The 16330-nt window shown below is 66.7% G+C and carries 15 protein-coding genes; 8 read left to right on the top strand and 7 right to left on the bottom strand.

Annotated features, from left to right (window positions below):
- Window positions 1-11 precede the first annotated feature (11 nt).
- From BCY78_RS08395 to cysD, 3 genes are all read right to left on the bottom strand, one after another.
- The gene (locus BCY78_RS08395) at window positions 12-3455 is read right to left on the bottom strand and encodes a DUF2126 domain-containing protein (protein WP_068300287.1); all 3444 of its coding nucleotides are present in this window, start codon (window positions 3453-3455) and stop codon (window positions 12-14) included.
- Window positions 3456-3658: 203 nt separating this feature from the next.
- A complete protein-coding gene (gene cysN / locus BCY78_RS08400; RefSeq protein WP_068300288.1) occupies window positions 3659-5560 on the bottom strand; it encodes a sulfate adenylyltransferase subunit CysN in 1902 nt (633 codons plus the stop codon).
- Between the two features lie 49 nt (window positions 5561-5609).
- On the bottom strand, window positions 5610-6515 hold the full coding sequence (gene cysD / locus BCY78_RS08405; protein WP_068300289.1) for a sulfate adenylyltransferase subunit CysD: 906 nt from the start codon (window positions 6513-6515) through the stop codon (window positions 5610-5612).
- Between the two features lie 131 nt (window positions 6516-6646).
- Between cysD and BCY78_RS08410 the strand changes: the two genes are divergently transcribed.
- Window positions 6647-7633 carry a hypothetical protein gene (locus tag BCY78_RS08410; RefSeq protein WP_068300290.1) on the top strand — a complete coding sequence of 329 codons (987 nt, stop codon included), beginning with the start codon at window positions 6647-6649 and terminating at the stop codon, window positions 7631-7633.
- A 150-nt stretch (window positions 7634-7783) separates the two neighbouring features.
- On the opposite strand, the gene BCY78_RS08415 is transcribed toward BCY78_RS08410, so the two are convergent.
- Window positions 7784-8758, bottom strand: coding sequence for an SIS domain-containing protein (locus tag BCY78_RS08415; RefSeq protein ID WP_068300292.1), 975 nt, complete (start codon window positions 8756-8758; stop codon window positions 7784-7786).
- 100 nt (window positions 8759-8858) lie between these two features.
- Here BCY78_RS08415 and BCY78_RS08420 point away from each other — a divergent pair, with 100 nt between their 5' ends.
- Both BCY78_RS08420 and BCY78_RS08425 read left to right on the top strand, forming a co-directional pair.
- Window positions 8859-9719 (top strand): N-acetylglucosamine kinase, encoded by an 861-nt coding sequence (locus BCY78_RS08420; RefSeq protein WP_068300294.1) that lies wholly within the window; start codon window positions 8859-8861, stop codon window positions 9717-9719.
- On the top strand, window positions 9716-10594 hold the full coding sequence (locus BCY78_RS08425) for an N-acetylmuramic acid 6-phosphate etherase (RefSeq protein WP_068300296.1): 879 nt from the start codon (window positions 9716-9718) through the stop codon (window positions 10592-10594). Before BCY78_RS08420 ends, BCY78_RS08425 begins: the two co-directional genes overlap by 4 nt.
- A 121-nt stretch (window positions 10595-10715) precedes the next feature.
- Here the strand turns inward: BCY78_RS08425 and guaD are convergent, their stop codons facing one another.
- Complete coding sequence (gene guaD / locus BCY78_RS08430) at window positions 10716-12053, bottom strand: guanine deaminase (RefSeq protein WP_068300298.1); 1338 nt, start codon at window positions 12051-12053, stop codon at window positions 10716-10718.
- Window positions 12050-12907, bottom strand: coding sequence for an aromatic ring-hydroxylating dioxygenase subunit alpha (locus BCY78_RS08435; protein ID WP_068300300.1), 858 nt, complete (start codon window positions 12905-12907; stop codon window positions 12050-12052). The genes guaD and BCY78_RS08435 overlap by 4 nt, the downstream gene beginning before the upstream one ends.
- A gap of 157 nt (window positions 12908-13064) precedes the next feature.
- On the opposite strand from BCY78_RS08435, the gene BCY78_RS08440 reads away from it, so the two are divergent.
- The 5 genes from BCY78_RS08440 (at window position 13065) to BCY78_RS08460 (ending at window position 15699) form a co-directional block, all read left to right on the top strand.
- A complete protein-coding gene (locus BCY78_RS08440) occupies window positions 13065-13340 on the top strand; it encodes a hypothetical protein (protein ID WP_083194903.1) in 276 nt (91 codons plus the stop codon).
- The gene (locus BCY78_RS08445; RefSeq protein WP_068300302.1) at window positions 13337-14038 is read left to right on the top strand and encodes a Rieske (2Fe-2S) protein; all 702 of its coding nucleotides are present in this window, start codon (window positions 13337-13339) and stop codon (window positions 14036-14038) included. Before BCY78_RS08440 ends, BCY78_RS08445 begins: the two co-directional genes overlap by 4 nt.
- Window positions 14035-14667: a glutathione S-transferase family protein gene (locus tag BCY78_RS08450; protein ID WP_068300304.1), complete on the top strand. Its 633-nt coding sequence runs from the start codon at window positions 14035-14037 to the stop codon at window positions 14665-14667. The genes BCY78_RS08445 and BCY78_RS08450 overlap by 4 nt, the downstream gene beginning before the upstream one ends.
- Window positions 14668-14915: 248 nt before the next feature.
- Window positions 14916-15254, top strand: coding sequence for a DUF4440 domain-containing protein (locus BCY78_RS08455; protein ID WP_068300305.1), 339 nt, complete (start codon window positions 14916-14918; stop codon window positions 15252-15254).
- 7 nt (window positions 15255-15261) lie between these two features.
- Complete coding sequence (locus BCY78_RS08460) at window positions 15262-15699, top strand: VOC family protein (RefSeq protein WP_068300307.1); 438 nt, start codon at window positions 15262-15264, stop codon at window positions 15697-15699.
- Here the strand turns inward: BCY78_RS08460 and BCY78_RS08465 are convergent.
- Window positions 15696-16330 (bottom strand): alpha/beta family hydrolase (locus BCY78_RS08465; protein ID WP_369808696.1); only part of this gene is annotated, 635 nt, incomplete at its 5' end. The genes BCY78_RS08460 and BCY78_RS08465 overlap by 4 nt on opposite strands.

Consider the following 16330-nt stretch of genomic DNA (forward strand, 5'->3'; position numbering starts at 1 on the left):
GCAGCCTTCGATCAGTTCAAACCGGCCGGGCGCCGCAGATCCAGCGTCAGCGGGAACTCGGGATGCGGCACTTCCGGCACGGGGCGGTAGGAACCGGCTGTATGCCCATAAGGCTCGAACCGCGCAAGGCGGCGGGCCTCGGCCTCGTAGGCATTGACCGGGAAGGTGTCATAGTTCCGCCCGCCCGGATGCGCCACATGGTAGGTACAGCCCGCGATCGCGCGCCCCGTCCAGTCATCATAGATGTCGAATATGAGCGGAGTGTTGACCGGCAAGACGGGATGCAGGGATTCGGGCGGCTGCCAAGCCTTGTAGCGCACGCCCCCCACCGCCACGCCCGAGGTTCCGGTCCGCGCCAGGGGCACCGGCCGCTGGTTGACCATGACGCGGAAGCGGTCCTGATGCAGCGTCGTCAGCTTGACCTGAAGGCGCTCGACCGAGCTGTCGGTATAGCGCACCGTGCCGCCGATCGCGCCGGTTTCGCCCAGCACATGCCAAGGCTCCAGCGCCTGCCGGACCTCCAGATGCGCACCTTCGGCCTCGATCTGGCCGCAGAAGGGGAAACGGAACTCGGCCTGCGCCTCGAACCAGACGGGGTCCATGTCGAAGCCATGCAGCCGCAGATCGGCGAGCAGGCTGAGCAGGTCCTCCCACAGGTAATGCGGCAGCATGAAACGGTCATGCAGCACCGTGCCCCAGCGGACCGGGCGGCCCTGCACCGGCGCGTTCCAGCAGCGCGCGATGATCGCTCGCAGCAGCAATTGCTGTGCAAGGCTCATGCGCGGATGCGGCGGCATCTCGAAGCCACGGAACTCCACCAGACCCAGACGCCCGGTCGGGCCATCGGGGGAATAGAGCTTGTCGATGCAGATCTCGGCCCGGTGGGTGTTGCCGGTGACATCGGTCAGCATGTTGCGCAGAAGCCGGTCCACCAGCCATGCGGGCGGCAGCGGCCCGCCATTGACCGGGTCGCCGATCTGATTGAGCGCAATCTCCAGCTCGTAAAGCGTATCGTGCCGCGCCTCGTCGATCCGGGGCGCCTGCGAGGTCGGGCCGATGAACAGCCCCGAGAACAGGTAGCTGAGCGAGGGGTGCCGCTGCCAGATCAGGATCAGCGATTTCAGCACATCGGGGCGGCGCAGGAAGGGGCTGTCGAGCGTCGTCGCGCCCCCGACCACCACATGGTTGCCGCCGCCGGTGCCGGTATGCCGCCCGTCGATCATGAACTTGTCGGCCCCCAGACGCGAGTTGCGGGCCTCGTCGTAGATCGCCTCGGTCGTGGCGACGCATTCCTCCCAGCTATGCGCGGGATGGATGTTGACTTCGATCACACCCGGATCGGGCGCCACGCGGATCACATTGAGGCGCGGGTCATGCGGCGGGGAATAGCCCTCGATATGGATCGGCAGGTTCAGCTCGGCCGCCGTCAACTCGGCATTGGCGATGAGCTCGAGATATTCCTCCAGCGTGTCGCAGGGCGGCATGAAGAGGCACAGCCGCCCGTCGCGCGGCTCCATCGCGATGGCGGTGCGCACCGCCCCGGTCGAGGGATCGACCCCCTCGCCCAGATGCAGATCCTGCGGCTGATAAGCCTGACGCTCGGCCTCCTTCGCACCCGGGCGCGAGCCCTGCGCATGGCCCGGCGTCACCGGCGGCAGCATCGCCGCCTGCTCGGCCTCCTCCTGCGCGATGCGGGCCTTCTCGGCCTCGACGGCGCGGCGACGGGCCTCGATCCCGGCGTGGAAATCGGGCAGCTGGACGACCGGCACCGTCGGGTCGGCGGGATAGCTGTAGGGATATTGCGCGGGCGGGATATAGGGCAGCGAGCCCAAGGGCAGACGGAAGCCGACCGGGCTGTCGCCGGGGATAAGGAAGATCTTGCCGCGCCGGGGTTTCCACAGCTCGGACCGCCATTGCGCGGGCTTGTCGGCCGATTGCCACCAGCGCTGGATCGGCAGGACATAGCCCGAGGCCTCGGTCAGGCCCTGATTGAAGACCCGCGCGTAACGCGCCCGATCCTCCGGGTTTTTCAGCTTGGAATTCTCGGGCGTGACATTGGCCGGAAGGTTCGATTCCTTCAAGATCCACTCGGCCGGGTCCTCATAAGCCGGCTGCGCGAAGCCCTCATCGAGCCCGAGGTTCTTGGCAAAGGCCGCCATGAAGGTCCCGGCATCATCCGAGGTCACCCGCTTCGACGGCGCCTCGCGCGCGACGAGGTCCGGGTTCTTCCAGACCGGCTGCCCGTCATGGCGCCAATAGAGCGAGAAGGTCCAGCGCGGCAGGCTCTCGCCGGGATACCATTTGCCCTGCCCGTAATGCAGGAAGCCACCGGGCGCGAAGCGCTGGCGCAGGCGGCGGATCAGGTCGTCGGCGAGGCCGCGCTTTTGGGGCCCGACGGCGGCGGTATTCCACTCGGCACTCTCGAAATCATCGACCGAGACGAAGGTCGGCTCGCCGCCCATGGTCAGGCGCACATCGCCCTTCTTCAGCTCCGCATCGACCTTGCGGCCAAGCGCGTTGAGCCGGTCCCAACTCTCGTCCGAGAAGGGCTTGGTGATCCGCGGATGCTCGGCCACGCGAGTGACCGTCATGTCGAAGGCAAAATCCGTCTTCAGCTCGCCCGCCGCGGTGAAGCCCCCGGTGATCGGCGCGGCATTGCGGAAATGCGGGGTCGCGGCCAGCGGGATATGGCTCTCGCCGGTCAGAAGGCCCGAGGTCGGATCGAGCCCTATCCAGCCCGCCCCCGGCAGAAACACCTCGCACCAGGCGTGCAGATCGGTGAAATCATGGTCGGTGCCCGAGGGGCCATCCAGAGATTTCACGTCCGGGGTCAGCTGGATCAGATAGCCCGAGACAAAGCGCGCCGCGAAGCCCAGATGCCGCAGCACCTGCACCAACAGCCACGAGCTGTCCCGGCACGAGCCCGATTTGACCGTCAGCGTTTCCTCAGGCGTCTGCACGCCGGGCTCCATGCGGATCGTGTAATTGACGATTTCCGAGATCTTCGCGTTCAGCCCGACCAGCAGATCCACCGTCCGCTGCTTGGAATAGTCGAGACTGCCGATCAGCTGCGCCAGCAGCGGGCCTTCGGGCTCGGGCGTGCGGTAGATCGACAGATCCTCGCGCAGCTCTTCCGGATAGTCGAAGGGCCAATGCTCGGCGGATTCCTCGACGAAGAAGTCAAAGGGGTTGTAGACCGTCATGTCGGCGGTCAGATCGACCTCGATCTTGAACTCAGTCACCGGCTCGGGGAAGACGAAACGCGCCAGCCAGTTGCCATAGGGGTCCTGCTGGTGGTTCACGAAATGCCCGCCCGGCGAGACCTTCAGCGAATGCGAGATCACCCGCGTGCGCGAATGCGGCGCCGGCCTGAGGCGAATGATCTGCGGCCCCAGCGTGACCGGGCGGTCGTATTTGTAATGCGTCAGGTGGTGGATCGAGGCGTAGATTGCCATGCCGGGTCCTGTCCTTTGGCCGGTGCGTGAGTCTGTCCCACCTTATTGGCCAAAGCGCCTGATGCCACCGGGAAACGCGGAATTCCGCGCCATCGGGCCATTTTCGCAGGCAATTGCCCATGATTGAGGCAAGTCTTCGCCGAGACGCAAACCGCCGCCGAGCAGAACCCGGCGGCGGCGAAGATCTTGTTGTCCGGCCCTGATTACGGGATCAGGCGGGCAATGATCGCATCGGCAGCTTCGTCAGCCGTCAAGGCCGTGGTGTCGATGCGGATCTCGGGGCTTTCCGGCGCCTCATAGGGGCTGTCGATGCCGGTGAAGTTCTTCAACTGGCCCGAGCGTGCCTTGGCATAAAGCCCTTTCACGTCGCGCTCTTCCGCCACGCTCAGCGGCGTGTCCACGAAGACCTCGACGAACTCACCCGGCTGCATCATGCCGCGCACCATGTCGCGCTCCGACCGGAAGGGCGAGATGAAGGCGGTGATGACGATGAGACCCGCGTCGGTCATCAGTTTCGCCACCTCGCCCACACGGCGCACGTTCTCGACCCGGTCGGCCTCGGTGAAGCCCAGATCCTTGTTCAGCCCGTGGCGCACGTTGTCGCCGTCAAGCAGGAAGGTGTGCCGGTTCATCCGCGCCAGCTTCTTCTCCAGCGCGTTGCCGATCGTAGACTTGCCAGAGCCCGACAGGCCCGTCAGCCAGACCACCGCCGGCTTCTGGTGCTTCATCGAGGCATGGTGTTCGCGCGTGATATCCGTGGCTTGCCAGTGGATGTTCGACGCCCGGCGCAGCGAGAAGTGGATGATGCCCGCGGCCACGGTGGCGTTGGTCATCTTGTCGATCAGGATGAAGCCACCCAGATCGCGGCTCTCGGCATAGGGCGCGAAGGGGATCTCGCGGTCGGTGGTGATATTCGCCACGCCAATGGAGTTCAGGTCCAGCGTCTTCGCCGCCAGATGCTCCTGCGTGTTGACGTTCACCTCGTATTTCGGCTGCGCAATCGAGGCCGAGACCGTCTGCGTGCCGATCTTCAGCCAATAGGCACGGCCCGGCACCATCTCATGCTCGTCCATCCAGACGATGGAGGCTTCGAACTGGTCAGCCACTTCCAGAGGCGCCTTGGCCGCGACGATCACCTGCCCGCGCGAGCAGTCGATCTCGTCGGCCAGCGTGATGGTCACGGACTCGCCCGCTACCGCCACGTCACGGTCGCCTTCCAGCGCCACGATCCGCGCAACCGTCGAGGTCTTGCCCGAGGGCAGCACCCGTACCTCGTCGCCCGGGCGCACAGCGCCGGAGGCGATCATCCCGGCAAAGCCGCGGAAGTCGAGGTTCGGGCGGTTCACCCATTGCACCGGCAGGCGGAACGGCTTCTCCTGATCGGTGGTCGCGTCGACCTCGACCTCTTCCAGATAGGGCAGCAGCGAGGGACCGGTGTACCACGGCGTGTTCGCGCTGGGGGCGGTGATGTTGTCGCCTTTGAAGCCCGAGATCGGCATGGCCGTGAAGCGCTCGATGCCGATAGACTGCGCGAAGGTGGTGTAATCCGCGACGATCTGGTCGAAGACCTTCTGGTCGTAGCCCACAAGGTCCATCTTGTTCACCGCCAGCACGATGTTCTTGATGCCCAAGAGGTTGACCAGATAGCTGTGGCGCCGCGTCTGGGTCAGCACGCCCTTGCGCGCGTCGATCAGGATCACGGCCAGATCGGCGGTCGACGCGCCGGTGACCATGTTGCGGGTGTATTGCTCGTGGCCCGGGGTGTCGGCGACGATGAACTTGCGCTTCTCGGTGGCGAAGAAGCGGTAAGCGACGTCGATGGTGATGCCCTGCTCGCGCTCGGCGGCGAGGCCGTCGACGAGGAGCGCGAAGTCGATCTCCTGCCCCTGCGTGCCGACGCGTTTTGAGTCCGCTTCCAGCGCAGCCAACTGGTCTTCGAAGATCATCTTCGAATCGTACAGCAGGCGGCCGATCAGCGTCGACTTGCCGTCATCCACCGACCCGCAGGTGATGAAGCGCAGCATGGTCTTGTGCTGGTGGGTTTCCAGATAGGCGTCGATATCCTGCGCGATCAGCGCGTCGGTCTTGTAGATCGGGTCAGTCATGAAAGGTCACCTCAGAGGGTGTTGAAATTCCGTGCGAAAAGCGGAGGGCTCAGAAATAGCCTTCCTGCTTCTTCTTCTCCATCGAGGCGGCCTGATCGTGGTCGATGGCGCGGCCCTGACGCTCCGAGGTCGTGGTCAGCAGCATCTCCTGAATGACCTCGGGCAGCGTCTTCGCCTCGCTTTCGACAGCGCCGGTCAGCGGATAGCAACCCAGCGTGCGGAAGCGGATCGAGCGCATCACCGGCTCCTCGCCGTCCTTCAGCGGGAAACGGTGGTCATCGACCATCAGCACCAGCCCATCGCGGACCACGGTCGGACGCGGGGCCGAGAAGTAAAGCGGCACGATTTCAATGCCTTCGAGGTGGATATATTGCCAGATGTCCAGCTCGGTCCAGTTCGAGATCGGGAAGACCCGCATCGACTCGCCCTTGGCCTTGCGGGCATTGTAGAGGCGCCACAGCTCGGGCCGCTGGTTCTTCGGGTCCCAGCGATGGTTGGCCGAGCGGAAGGAGAACACGCGCTCTTTCGCACGGCTCTTTTCCTCGTCGCGGCGGGCGCCACCGAAGGCGGCATCGAAGCCGTAGAGGTCAAGCGCCTGCTTCAGCCCCTCGGTTTTCCACATGTCGGTATGCAGGCTGCCGTGGTCGAAGGGGTTGATGCCCTTCTCCTTGGCTTCCGGGTTCTGGTAGACCAACAACTCCATGCCCGCATCGGCCGCAGCCTTGTCGCGCAGCTTGTACATGTCCTGGAATTTCCACGTTGTATCAACGTGAAGCAGCGGGAACGGCGGCGGCGAGGGGTAGAAGGCCTTCTTCGCCAGATGCAGCATCACCGCGCTGTCCTTGCCGACGGAATACAGCATCACCGGCTTCTGGGCCTCGGCAGCAACCTCGCGCAGGATATGGATGCTCTCGGCCTCCAGTCGCTGCAAATGGGTCAGGGTTTTCACGGACATTCCCGGATCCTTCTTGTTGGGCCCCGCACATCGGGCCCGGTCATTGGCATTGACGGCTGAGGTAACAATCGGCATCACATCAAACACCCCCCAAATGGGGGGCCATCTGATTTTGCGCCGGAATTCGCCTGATGTTGGGACAGCCTGAAGACGTCGCCCTGCTGTTGCGCCTCTCCGCCGCGCCAGTGGTCGACGGGGGCTGGGACGACTTTCTCAGCGCGCTCAAATCCCTCACCGGCGCCGAGACGGCCGCACTGCGCATCGACAGCGGCGGGGACCCGCTGATCTTCGGCGAGGCCTCTCTGCCCGACCCCGACATCCTGTCCGGCCTGCGCAACGACCGGGTCTATGCTCAGGATGAACTCGCCAGCCCTTCGCCATGCCGCCTGATCCGCGTGGGCCGCCCCGGCGGTGTGCAGGGCATCCTGGTAATAACCCATCGGTTCAATGACTTCCGCGCCGTTGATGGGGCACATCTGACCCGACTGTCACCGCATCTCCTGCAAGCGCTGCGCAACTGGCAACAGCTCAACCGTGAGCGCACGCAGGCCTCTGAAGACCGCCGCATCGGCCGCGACCTCGGCCTTGGCTGGCTGTGGTTCGACAGCAATGCTCGGGTCGTTGCCCTGTCTGAGACGGCCGCCAAATTGATCGCCTCTCAGCCGGGCCTGCAACTGCCACAAGGTAGCCGGCTTGAGCCCGCCGACGGCCAACGCGCCCGCGAGCTGCGCCGCGCGTTCGAGAGGGCGTTCGGGGGCGAGACGCCCCTCCCCGTGTCGCTCGGGGGCACGTTGTCGCTTGGGCTTCACCCCGGCCTCACCCCTCCCGCCCCCGGACTGGAACCCGTGATACGCGGTGTTGTCCGTCAACCGCCGAAGGCCGCACAACTCGCTCCAGAGATTGTGTCCAAAGCTCTCGGCGTCAGCCGAAGCGAGGCCCGGCTCGCCGCCCAGATCTGTGACGGCGCGACATTGGCCGAGGCCGCCGATACCCTCGGCTGGACACTGGAGACGACCCGCAGCGCCTCGAAACGGTTGTTCGCGCAGACGGGCGCGCGCGGTCAGCCGGACCTCGTCCGACGATTGCAAACGTCCCTAATCTGGTTCTCCGCCGACTGAGTATCACGGGACGCGGCACTTTGCAGCCTGCCCCGCAAGGATCGGGATCCACGCATCTAGATGCTGGGCTGCGCCATTCACTAAGTGGAATTTCTAGCAGATTCACAATCGCTTATCCGAATAGGCTGCGAAAGCCTGACATTTCTGACCTTAGGCCAGACCCGCCTTCAGAAGGACGTGCAGGCGGATCAAGCCGATCGGCTTCTGGTCCTCATCGACCACGACCAGCGCGGTGATGCGGCGGTCGTTCATGATGTTCAGGGATTCCGCAGCCAGCATCTCCGGCGGGACGGTGACCGGGCTGCGCGTTGCCACCTCGCCCGCCGTCTTGGCCATCAGCCCGTCGATATGGCGCCGCAAGTCGCCGTCCGAGATCACGCCCGCAAGGCGCCCCTCGGTATCGACCATGCAGGCCAGCCCGAAGCCCTTCTCGCTCATGCGCAAGAGGGTCTCGGACATCGAAGTCTCCGGCTGCACCAGCGGCAACTCGTCCGCCTCATGCATCAGCTGGCGCACCAAGGCCAGCTTCGCGCCCAGCTTGCCGCCCGGATGGAAGACGCGGAAATTCTCGTGCAGGAAGCCGCGCTGCTCCATCAGCGCCACGGCCAGCGCGTCGCCCAGCGCCAACGTCAGCGTCGTCGAGGTCGTCGGCGCCATGCCGATCGAGCAGGCCTCGGGCGCGTTCGGCAGCAGCAGCTTCAGATCCGCCGCGCGCATCAACGTGCTGTCCAGCTTGCGCGAGATACCGATCAGCGGGATCGAGAAGCGGCGGGTGTGGTTGATCAGATCGCCCAGTTCGGCCGTCTCGCCGGAATTCGAGATCAGGATGCAGACATCGGCCTCGGTCACCATGCCCAGATCGCCATGGCTCGCCTCGGCCGGATGGACGAACTGCGAGGGCGTCCCGGTCGAGGCCAGAGTCGCCGCGATCTTGCGGGCGATATGGCCGGATTTGCCGATGCCCGACAGCACCACCCGACCCCGGCAGCCCAGCATCGCCTCGACGGCGGGCACGAAATCCACGGGCAGCTCGTCCGCCATGCGCAGCACGGCCTCGGCCTCGGCCTTCAGGACGCGGGCCGCAGCGGCGCGCACGGTCTCGGCATTGAGTCGGGTGTTTTCCATGCCGTCTGCATAGACGAATTCCCGCCTCTGTCCAACGCGGCCCCTTTGACCCTGCCCGGCCCCGAGGCTAGGGTCGCGGCCGAATAACACGGGGTGTTTCATGCGCTTTCTCGGCGTGGACATGGGCGGCACGGGCACACGCTGGGCGACAAGTGATGGCTCGCGGGGCGAAAGCGCCGGCGCGACGGGGCTGGTCTTCGACGCCGCCGCCCGTTCGGCCTTCGAGGCCGCTCTCGCACCGATGCGCGCCGACGGGCCCTTCGCGGGCGCCTATCTTGGCGTGACCGGCGCAGGGTTCGAGGACGATCCGACCTTGCGCACCCTTGCCGGCGCGGTGCTGGGCCTGCCCGCAGAGAGCGTGACGATCGTCAACGACATGGTGCTGGCGTGGCAGGCTGTCTGGCCCGAGGGCGGTGGCCATCTGGTCGCGGCGGGCACCGGCTCGGTCGGGTTCTCGATGGAGGGCGGCGTGACACTGGTCGGCGGGCGCGGGACGCTCATCGATGACGGCGGCTCGGGCGCGTGGATCGCGCTCAGGGCACTCGACGCGCTTTGGCGATTGATCGATGACGATAGCGCGCCGAAGGGTGCCGAGATCCTCGCCGATGCCGTCTTCGGCGCCATTGGCGGCAGCGACTGGGAGGCCACGCGCCGGCATGTCTATGGTGGCGATCGCGGCGCCATCGGGCGACTGGCGCGCCCTGTCGCCGAGGCCGCGCATCTGGGCGACCCCTTGGCCTTGGAACTGATGGCGCGCGCGGGCGGTGAGCTAGCCCGTCTGGCCCGCGCGTTGGTCGCCCGCGCAGGAGAAGCCCCTGTGGCGGTGATCGGCGGGGTCTTGCCGTTGCACCCGGAAATCCGCACGGCGATGGAAGCGGGAACACCCGGCATCGCCCTGACCTTCCCAACCCCCGACGCGCCCGCCACCGCCGCGCGCCTCGCCAAGGAGCTTGCCCGATGAGCAGCACCGAACAAGCCGCTGCCCGTTTCGCCGGCATCGAGGATTGGTCTTCGGACGATCTTGCGTCGGCCCTGCTGGAAACGCAGCTCGCCGCCGTGGCCGCCGCCGGCGCCGCCAAGGGTGCCTTGGCGCAGGCGATCGACGCCTGTGCCGAGCGCCTTGGGCGCGGTGGGCGGCTGATCTACCTCGGAGCTGGGACCTCGGGTCGGCTTGCGGCGCTGGATGCGGCCGAGCTGCCGCCAACCTTCGACTGGCCCTATGAGCGCGCCGTGGCCCTGATGGCAGGCGGTGCGGGCGCGTTGATCAAGGCCGTCGAGGGGGCCGAAGACAGCCTGACCGAAGCGCCCGAGGCGCTGGCCACGCTGGGATTGGCGCCTGAGGACGTGGTGATCGGCGTTGCCGCTTCGGGACGGACACCCTTTGTGCTGGCGGGCCTCGCCTTCGCGCGTAACCAAGGTGCGCTGACGCTGGCGATCACCAATGCGCCCGAGGCCGCGCTGGCAACCGCCGCCGAGATCGCGCTGGTGGCCGAGACGGGGGCCGAGATCATCGCGGGCTCGACCCGGATGAAGGCCGGGACGGCGCAGAAGGTGCTGCTCAACTGCCTGTCGACGGGGGTGATGATCCGGCTGGGCTATGTCTATCGCGGCCGGATGGTCGAGATGCGGCCGACGAATGTGAAACTCCATGCGCGGGCGGTGGCGATGGTGGCCGAGCTGACCGGCGAGAGCCGTGAGGTCGCGGCCAGGGCGCTGGAGACCGGAGGCACGATCAAGCGCGCGGTGGTGATGCTGACGCTGGGGATGGATGCGGCGGCCGCAGAAGAACGATTGCAGGAGTCGGGCGGCCTGTTGGCGCGGGCGCTGAAGGCATGAGCGAAAGGTGGGGTGAAACCCCACCCTACGCGGCGGGATAGGGGGGCGATCCGGGGTAAGACTCAAGAGCCGCCTGATCACTACGTGGGTCCATTCACGCGGAAAGCCGTAGGGTGGGGTTTCACCCCACCACCGCCTCGCCGTTCACCCAGACGCTCGTGATATTCGGCTTCGACGTCCCGTAGAGCACCCGCTCCAGAAGCCGCGCGCCCTCGACATCTTCATCGAACACGCGCAGCGTTCCGGCCTCAACCGAGGGGTCGACCAGCATCGCGTCGAACGCCATCCCCTCACGGAACGCGCCGACGGGCAGCCCCAAAGCCTCGGCCCCTCCGCGCGTTGCCAGCCGGAACGCGTTCACCGCATCGACCCGCGCGCCGCCCTGCCCGCCTCGCGCATCAGGCGCGAGGGACGGATCAACCCCGCTCTCAAGCATCCGCGCCGCGGTCACCGCCTGACGCGCATTCTCCCAGACCGTGCCCGCCGGCCCGCCTGAAATGTCCGAGCCCAGCCCCACACTCACACCCGCCTGCAAAGCCTTCCTCAGCGGGAAGACCGAGCCCGCGAAATAGGCATTGGACAGCGGGCAATGCGCGACGCCGACCTGCCGCCGTTGCAAAAGCGCGAAATCCGAGGCCGAGAGGAAATTCCCATGCGCCAGCACCGAATGCGGCGTCAGCAGGCCGAAATGCGCGAGGCTCTCGGCATCCGTCCTGCCGTGCCGCTCCAGCACATAACCATGCTCCCAATCGCTCTCGGACACATGAGTATGCACCCGGCAGCCCGTCTCCTCTGCCAAGGCGCCCAGCAATTCCAAGGCCTTATCACTGCAAGCCGGGATGAAGCGCGGCATCACGACCGGCTGGACCAGCCCCTCGTTCCCCGGCAGCGCGCGGATATGGTCGATCAGCGCGCGGGTGCCGGCGACGGCGGCCTCTGGCGAAGGATCGCGGTAGAAATCCGGACAATTCTCGGGATGATCCATCGCCACCTTGCCCACCAACGCGCGCTGGCCCAGTTCGAGGCACAGCTCGGCCAGCCGCTGCGTAGCCTCCAGATGCACCGTGCCAAAGTACAGCGCGGTCGTCGTGCCCGAGGCCAGCAGATCCTTCACTAGCCGCCGATACACTCGCTCGGCAAAGGCCAGATCGGCATAGCGCGCCTCCAGCGGGAAGGTGTAGCGCTGCAGCCAGACCTCCAAGGGCTCATCGAGCGCCGTGCCCAGCTGCGGATATTGCGGCGCGTGAACATGGAGGTCGACGAAGCCCGGCAGCAGCAGCGTGCCCTCAGGCAGGCGCAGCACATCCGAGGGCACGGAATACAGATCAGACCCCGGATGACGGACCGAAGCGATCACGCCCGCGTCGTCCACCTCGATCACCGCGTCGCGGAATTCCTCCAACGGCGCCTCGGGCGCGTGGAAGCCCCGCGCCAGCACAGCCCGGCCGCGCAGGCTCATGCCGCACCCAGCGCTGGTTCCCCCTGCGAGGTGCCGTAGGTCAGCCCCTTCTCCTTCAGCCAGCGCCGATAGGCGACCGAGGAGGCATCGGCGCGCGTCGGGATTTCGGCCCGCGGCTCAAACGGCAGCAGCACCGGTCGCTGGTTCTCCAGAATGATGCGGTCCTGCAGGAAGATCACCTGCTGGAAGGCGATCAGATCCTCCTGCTTCGAGGTATCATCCAAGAGGAACATCACCGGATGCGCGCGGCACCGGTCGGGGTCCAGCGGCTGCACGAAGAGGCAGATCACGTCCCAGCGCGTGTCCGAATTCGGGCAGGTCTTGTACAGCAGCACCGAGAAGGGCGTGGTGATACGGTAGATGTAATCCGTCTTGATCGCACCGCCCGCCGACAGCGCGGCCTTGGGCTGCACGAAGGTGCAATTGGTCGCCCAGACCTCGTCCACATCGCGGCGGATCTCGCAATTGTATTGCTCGACTTCGGTATGCGGCTCGGAGCCGAGGATATCCGTATGCACGAAGGGAAAATGCGCCATATCGAGGAAGTTCTCGACGATCCTCAGGCCCGAGGCCTTCACCGTGATCGCGCCGCAGGGGACATAGCGGCGGTCGGGCTCATCGGCCTCGGGGATCGGCGGTGCGCCTTCGGCGGCGGGCTCGCCCAACGTCGTCCAGAGATAGCCGTAACGTACCCGGGTCGGCAGGCTCCGCCCCTCGGCCGAGACACTGATCGTGTCGCCCGAGCGGCCCACGGACAGGTCCACACCCAGCAGCCGGTTGCGGCTGCCGCCCAGCGGAATGTCATCGAGGTTGTCGATGCAATACCATTGATCCAAGGCGGCTTTCTCGGCCATGACGATCCCCTATCCAACCTGTGCCGCGATGATCGGCCATCGCGCCGCCCTTGTCGAGACCGCGCGCCCCGCGTCACCGCTGACGCCGCGCCGCCCTTGACGCCCCCGCGCTCGCGTCGGACAGTCACGTTGCACTGCAGCAAGACATGCGACTTTGATGAGCGAACGCGCGATCCTCGGCTTCAGCGGAGAGCTGAAACCCGCCAGCATGGACGACTTTGCCCGCCACCGGGCAAAGCGGCTGGCGCTGGGGCTTGAGATCCTTGAGAACACCGAGCAATGCCTTCGCGTGGGCCTGACCGGGCCCGGCGACCTGATCGACGCTTTCGAGATGGCCCTCAGCCTCGGGCCGCGCGATTCGCTGGTCACCGAGATCTGGCGCGAAACGAACGAAACCCCGGACGGGGCCCCAGCAGAAGGGCAAGCAACATGAGTATCAACGGCTGGTTCCCGCTTTCGCTGGCGGCCTCGGTGACGCCCGGCAGTTCCACCGGCGCCGTCCTGCAAGGTCAGGACATCGTGCTTTGGCGCGATGCCTCGGGCGCGCCCCATGCCTGGGAAGACCGCTGCCCGCATCGCGGCATGAAACTGTCCTTCGGCTTCGTGCGCGGCGACCATATCGCCTGCCTGTATCACGGCTGGGAATACGGCGCGGACGGCCAATGCCGGTCGATCCCGGCGCATCCCAAGTTGGAGGTGCCCAAGACCATCTGCGCCACGACCTATGGCATCGCCGAATCCGGTGGCCTTCTGTGGGCCGGCCTTGGCGAGCACGGCGAGGCCCCCGACCTGCCCGCCGCCGATCCCGTGCGTAGCGTCCAGATCGAGGCCCCGATCAACGCCGTTCTCGCCGCCCTGCCCACGGCCTTCGGCGCGACGGGCCTCAGCCTTGACGGTCCCTTGGCCATGCTGGACACCGAATGGGGCCGTCTGGCCATCGGCCTGCACGAACTCGGCCCTCAGCGCACCGCCCTGCACCTGACCCGCCGCCTCGACCCCGAGGACGAGGACAGCACCCCTGCCCGCATCGCCCTTGCGCGCGCCGCCACCCGCCTGCGCGATCAGGTCGAGGCCGCCACGCATCACGCCGCCGCCGTCCCCGGTACGCCCCAGCAAGGAGAAACCGCATGAGCCAGCCCCTCCTCTACGATTACGCGCTGGACGCCGATTGCTATGGGATCCGTCTCGCCGCCGGCTGCCTCGGGATCGAGCTGGCCCTGCGCTCGGTCGATGTGCATCCGGGACAGGAGCAGCTTTCCCCCGCAATGCTGGCGCTGAACCCGCAGGGCCGCCTGCCCGTCCTGACCGACGGCGCACTGACCCTGACGCAGACGCTGTCGATCCTGCTGTACCTCGCCGAATCCTACGCGCCTGACCACCCGCTGATGCCGCAGGATGCGCTGACCGGCGCGCGGATGCTGGACTGGATGAGCCTCGCCGCCGCAACGCTGGCCCCCTGCGCCCAAGCGCGCGCCTGCGCGATGATGAATGCCCCCGGCACCCTGACGCAACTGCGCCGCGACGCCCGCCGCGCGCTGCGCCTGTTCGACGACCACATGGCCCTGCAAGGGCTGCGCGGCGAAGGCTTCCTCGCCGGCCCCGAGGCGACGCTGGCCGATCTCATGCTGTTCCCCGCCTTTGCCCTGACGCGCGACTACGGGCTGGACCATGATGCCTTCCCGGCGCTGGCGCTCTGGGCGCGGCGGGTCCGCCGGTTGCCCGGCTTCCACACCATGCCGGGCGTGCCCGACTACCACTGAACCGGCCTAAGGGGCCGGTCGGCAGCAATCCGCCAAGGGCAAGATCGACCAACAAGATTCTGACAAAGCTTAACTTTCTATCCTCGCAGCAACCCCGATCACGCCTTCGCCACGCTCTTGTGTCGGCGGCGGTCCCATCGGGGGGTTGAGCTTTGGGGCCCGGCTGGGGCCTATTGGGAAACCGTGTGCGGGGCCGTTCCGGCCCCGGATGCTCACCCCGATACGCCCCTCACTCCCGGAGAGCCCGAATGACCCCCTCCTTCTGGAATGCCGAAACGCGCTTCTGGCTTGAAGGAACCGAACGGTACCCCTCGCAGCTGGCGTCGGATGCGGTGATGGTCTTCCCGGCCCCGACCGGCATGCTCAAGGCCGAGGCCATCGCTGAAAGCCTGCAAGACGCCCCGCGCTGGGATTCCGTCGATTTCGAGGACCAGTCCGAAGCCCGCGCCGGCGACACCATGGTGCTGGCCTACAAGGCCATCGGCCAGCGCGGCAAGGAGCGGCCCTATGTGGCGCTGTGCTCGTCGACCTATGCCCGGCAGGCCGGCGCGTGGAAGCTTCTGTCGCACCAGCAAACGCCGCTCTGAGCCCGGTTTGCGCCTAAGCCACATCAGCCTGACCGCCCGCGACGCCGACAGGCTCGCGGGCTTCTACATCGCCGCGCTGGACTGCCTTCCCCGCCGCCCGAAACGCGTGCTGGAGGGGCCCGAAGTCGGACGCGGCAATGGCCTGCCCGGCTGCCGCATCACCTCGATCTGGCTGGACTTTCCGGGAATGGAGGTACCGTTTCTGGAGATCCTCGCGCTTGATCCCCCCGCCCCGCGTGGCCGGCCGCTGGTCAATGAACCGGGCCTTGGGCATCTTGCCTTTACCGTCCCGGATCTGGACACGGCGATCGCCCGGATCCTGTCGCACGGTGGCACGCGGCAGGGTGAGGTCACCGCGTTCGGCGACCCGTCCGCGCCGACCCGGCTGATCTACCTGCGCGACCCTGAGGGCAACTTGATCGAGCTGGAACAGCCGCCGGCTTAGGCCGACAGCCCTTGCCACCACTCCCCAACCGCCCGCGCGGCCCCCGCGATATGGTCGGCTTGGCTGGCCGCGATCACCCGTTTGCGCGGGGTGAAATCATGGTCGCCATCCGTCAGCCAATGCAGGCGGATGTTCGGGGACAGGGCATAGCCCGCGACCTCATCCTGTGTCCCGAAGGGATCGCGCGTGCCCTGACAGATCAACGTCGGCACCGGCAGATCCGAGAGATGCGCCACGCGCAGGCTTTCGGGCTTCTTCTGCGGATGAAATGGATAGCCGAGGCACACAAGCCCCGCGATCTGCCCCGCCGACCACAGCTCGCCGGCGATCAGACTGGCCACACGCCCGCCCATCGACTTGCCCGCAAGGATCAACGGCCCCTCACAGGCCAACGCCTCAACGGCCGCGCGGTATTCCTGTTCCAGCACCGGCATGCGGGGGGGCGGCCGTTTCGAGCCCCCGATCCGCCGTGCGGCCATGTAGTCGAATTCGAACCGCGCGACGCGGAACCCCTGCCCGCCCAGCGCCTCGGCCATTTGCGACAGGAACGGCATGTCCCACCCCGGCCTCTTATCCACACTCGCCGCGGCCGACGAAGGGGGTAGGGCGGTATACGGTGTGACGCCGTTAC

Origin of the sequence: Pararhodobacter sp. CCB-MM2, from assembly GCF_001691415.1 — a bacterium.
GTDB lineage: Bacteria > Pseudomonadota > Alphaproteobacteria > Rhodobacterales > Rhodobacteraceae > Pararhodobacter.

Bases quoted from the DNA above. Each gene is read 5' to 3' on its own strand.
- BCY78_RS08445 (WP_068300302.1), top strand. From the start codon at position 13,337: ATGAGTATCAACGGCTGGTTCCCGCTTTCGCTGGCGGCCTCGGTGACG.
- BCY78_RS08420 (WP_068300294.1), top strand. From the start codon at position 8,859: ATGCGCTTTCTCGGCGTGGACATGGGCGGCACGGGCACACGCTGGGCG.
- guaD (WP_068300298.1), bottom strand. From the start codon at position 12,053: ATGAGCCTGCGCGGCCGGGCTGTGCTGGCGCGGGGCTTCCACGCGCCC.
- BCY78_RS08415 (WP_068300292.1), bottom strand. From the start codon at position 8,758: ATGGAAAACACCCGACTCAATGCCGAGACCGTGCGCGCCGCTGCGGCC.
- BCY78_RS08410 (WP_068300290.1), top strand. From the start codon at position 6,647: ATGTTGGGACAGCCTGAAGACGTCGCCCTGCTGTTGCGCCTCTCCGCC.
- cysD (WP_068300289.1), bottom strand. From the start codon at position 6,515: ATGTCCGTGAAAACCCTGACCCATTTGCAGCGACTGGAGGCCGAGAGC.
- BCY78_RS08455 (WP_068300305.1), top strand. From the start codon at position 14,916: ATGACCCCCTCCTTCTGGAATGCCGAAACGCGCTTCTGGCTTGAAGGA.
- BCY78_RS08450 (WP_068300304.1), top strand. From the start codon at position 14,035: ATGAGCCAGCCCCTCCTCTACGATTACGCGCTGGACGCCGATTGCTAT.
- BCY78_RS08440 (WP_083194903.1), top strand. From the start codon at position 13,065: ATGAGCGAACGCGCGATCCTCGGCTTCAGCGGAGAGCTGAAACCCGCC.
- BCY78_RS08425 (WP_068300296.1), top strand. From the start codon at position 9,716: ATGAGCAGCACCGAACAAGCCGCTGCCCGTTTCGCCGGCATCGAGGAT.
- BCY78_RS08435 (WP_068300300.1), bottom strand. From the start codon at position 12,907: ATGGCCGAGAAAGCCGCCTTGGATCAATGGTATTGCATCGACAACCTC.
- cysN (WP_068300288.1), bottom strand. From the start codon at position 5,560: ATGACTGACCCGATCTACAAGACCGACGCGCTGATCGCGCAGGATATC.
- BCY78_RS08395 (WP_068300287.1), bottom strand. From the start codon at position 3,455: ATGGCAATCTACGCCTCGATCCACCACCTGACGCATTACAAATACGAC.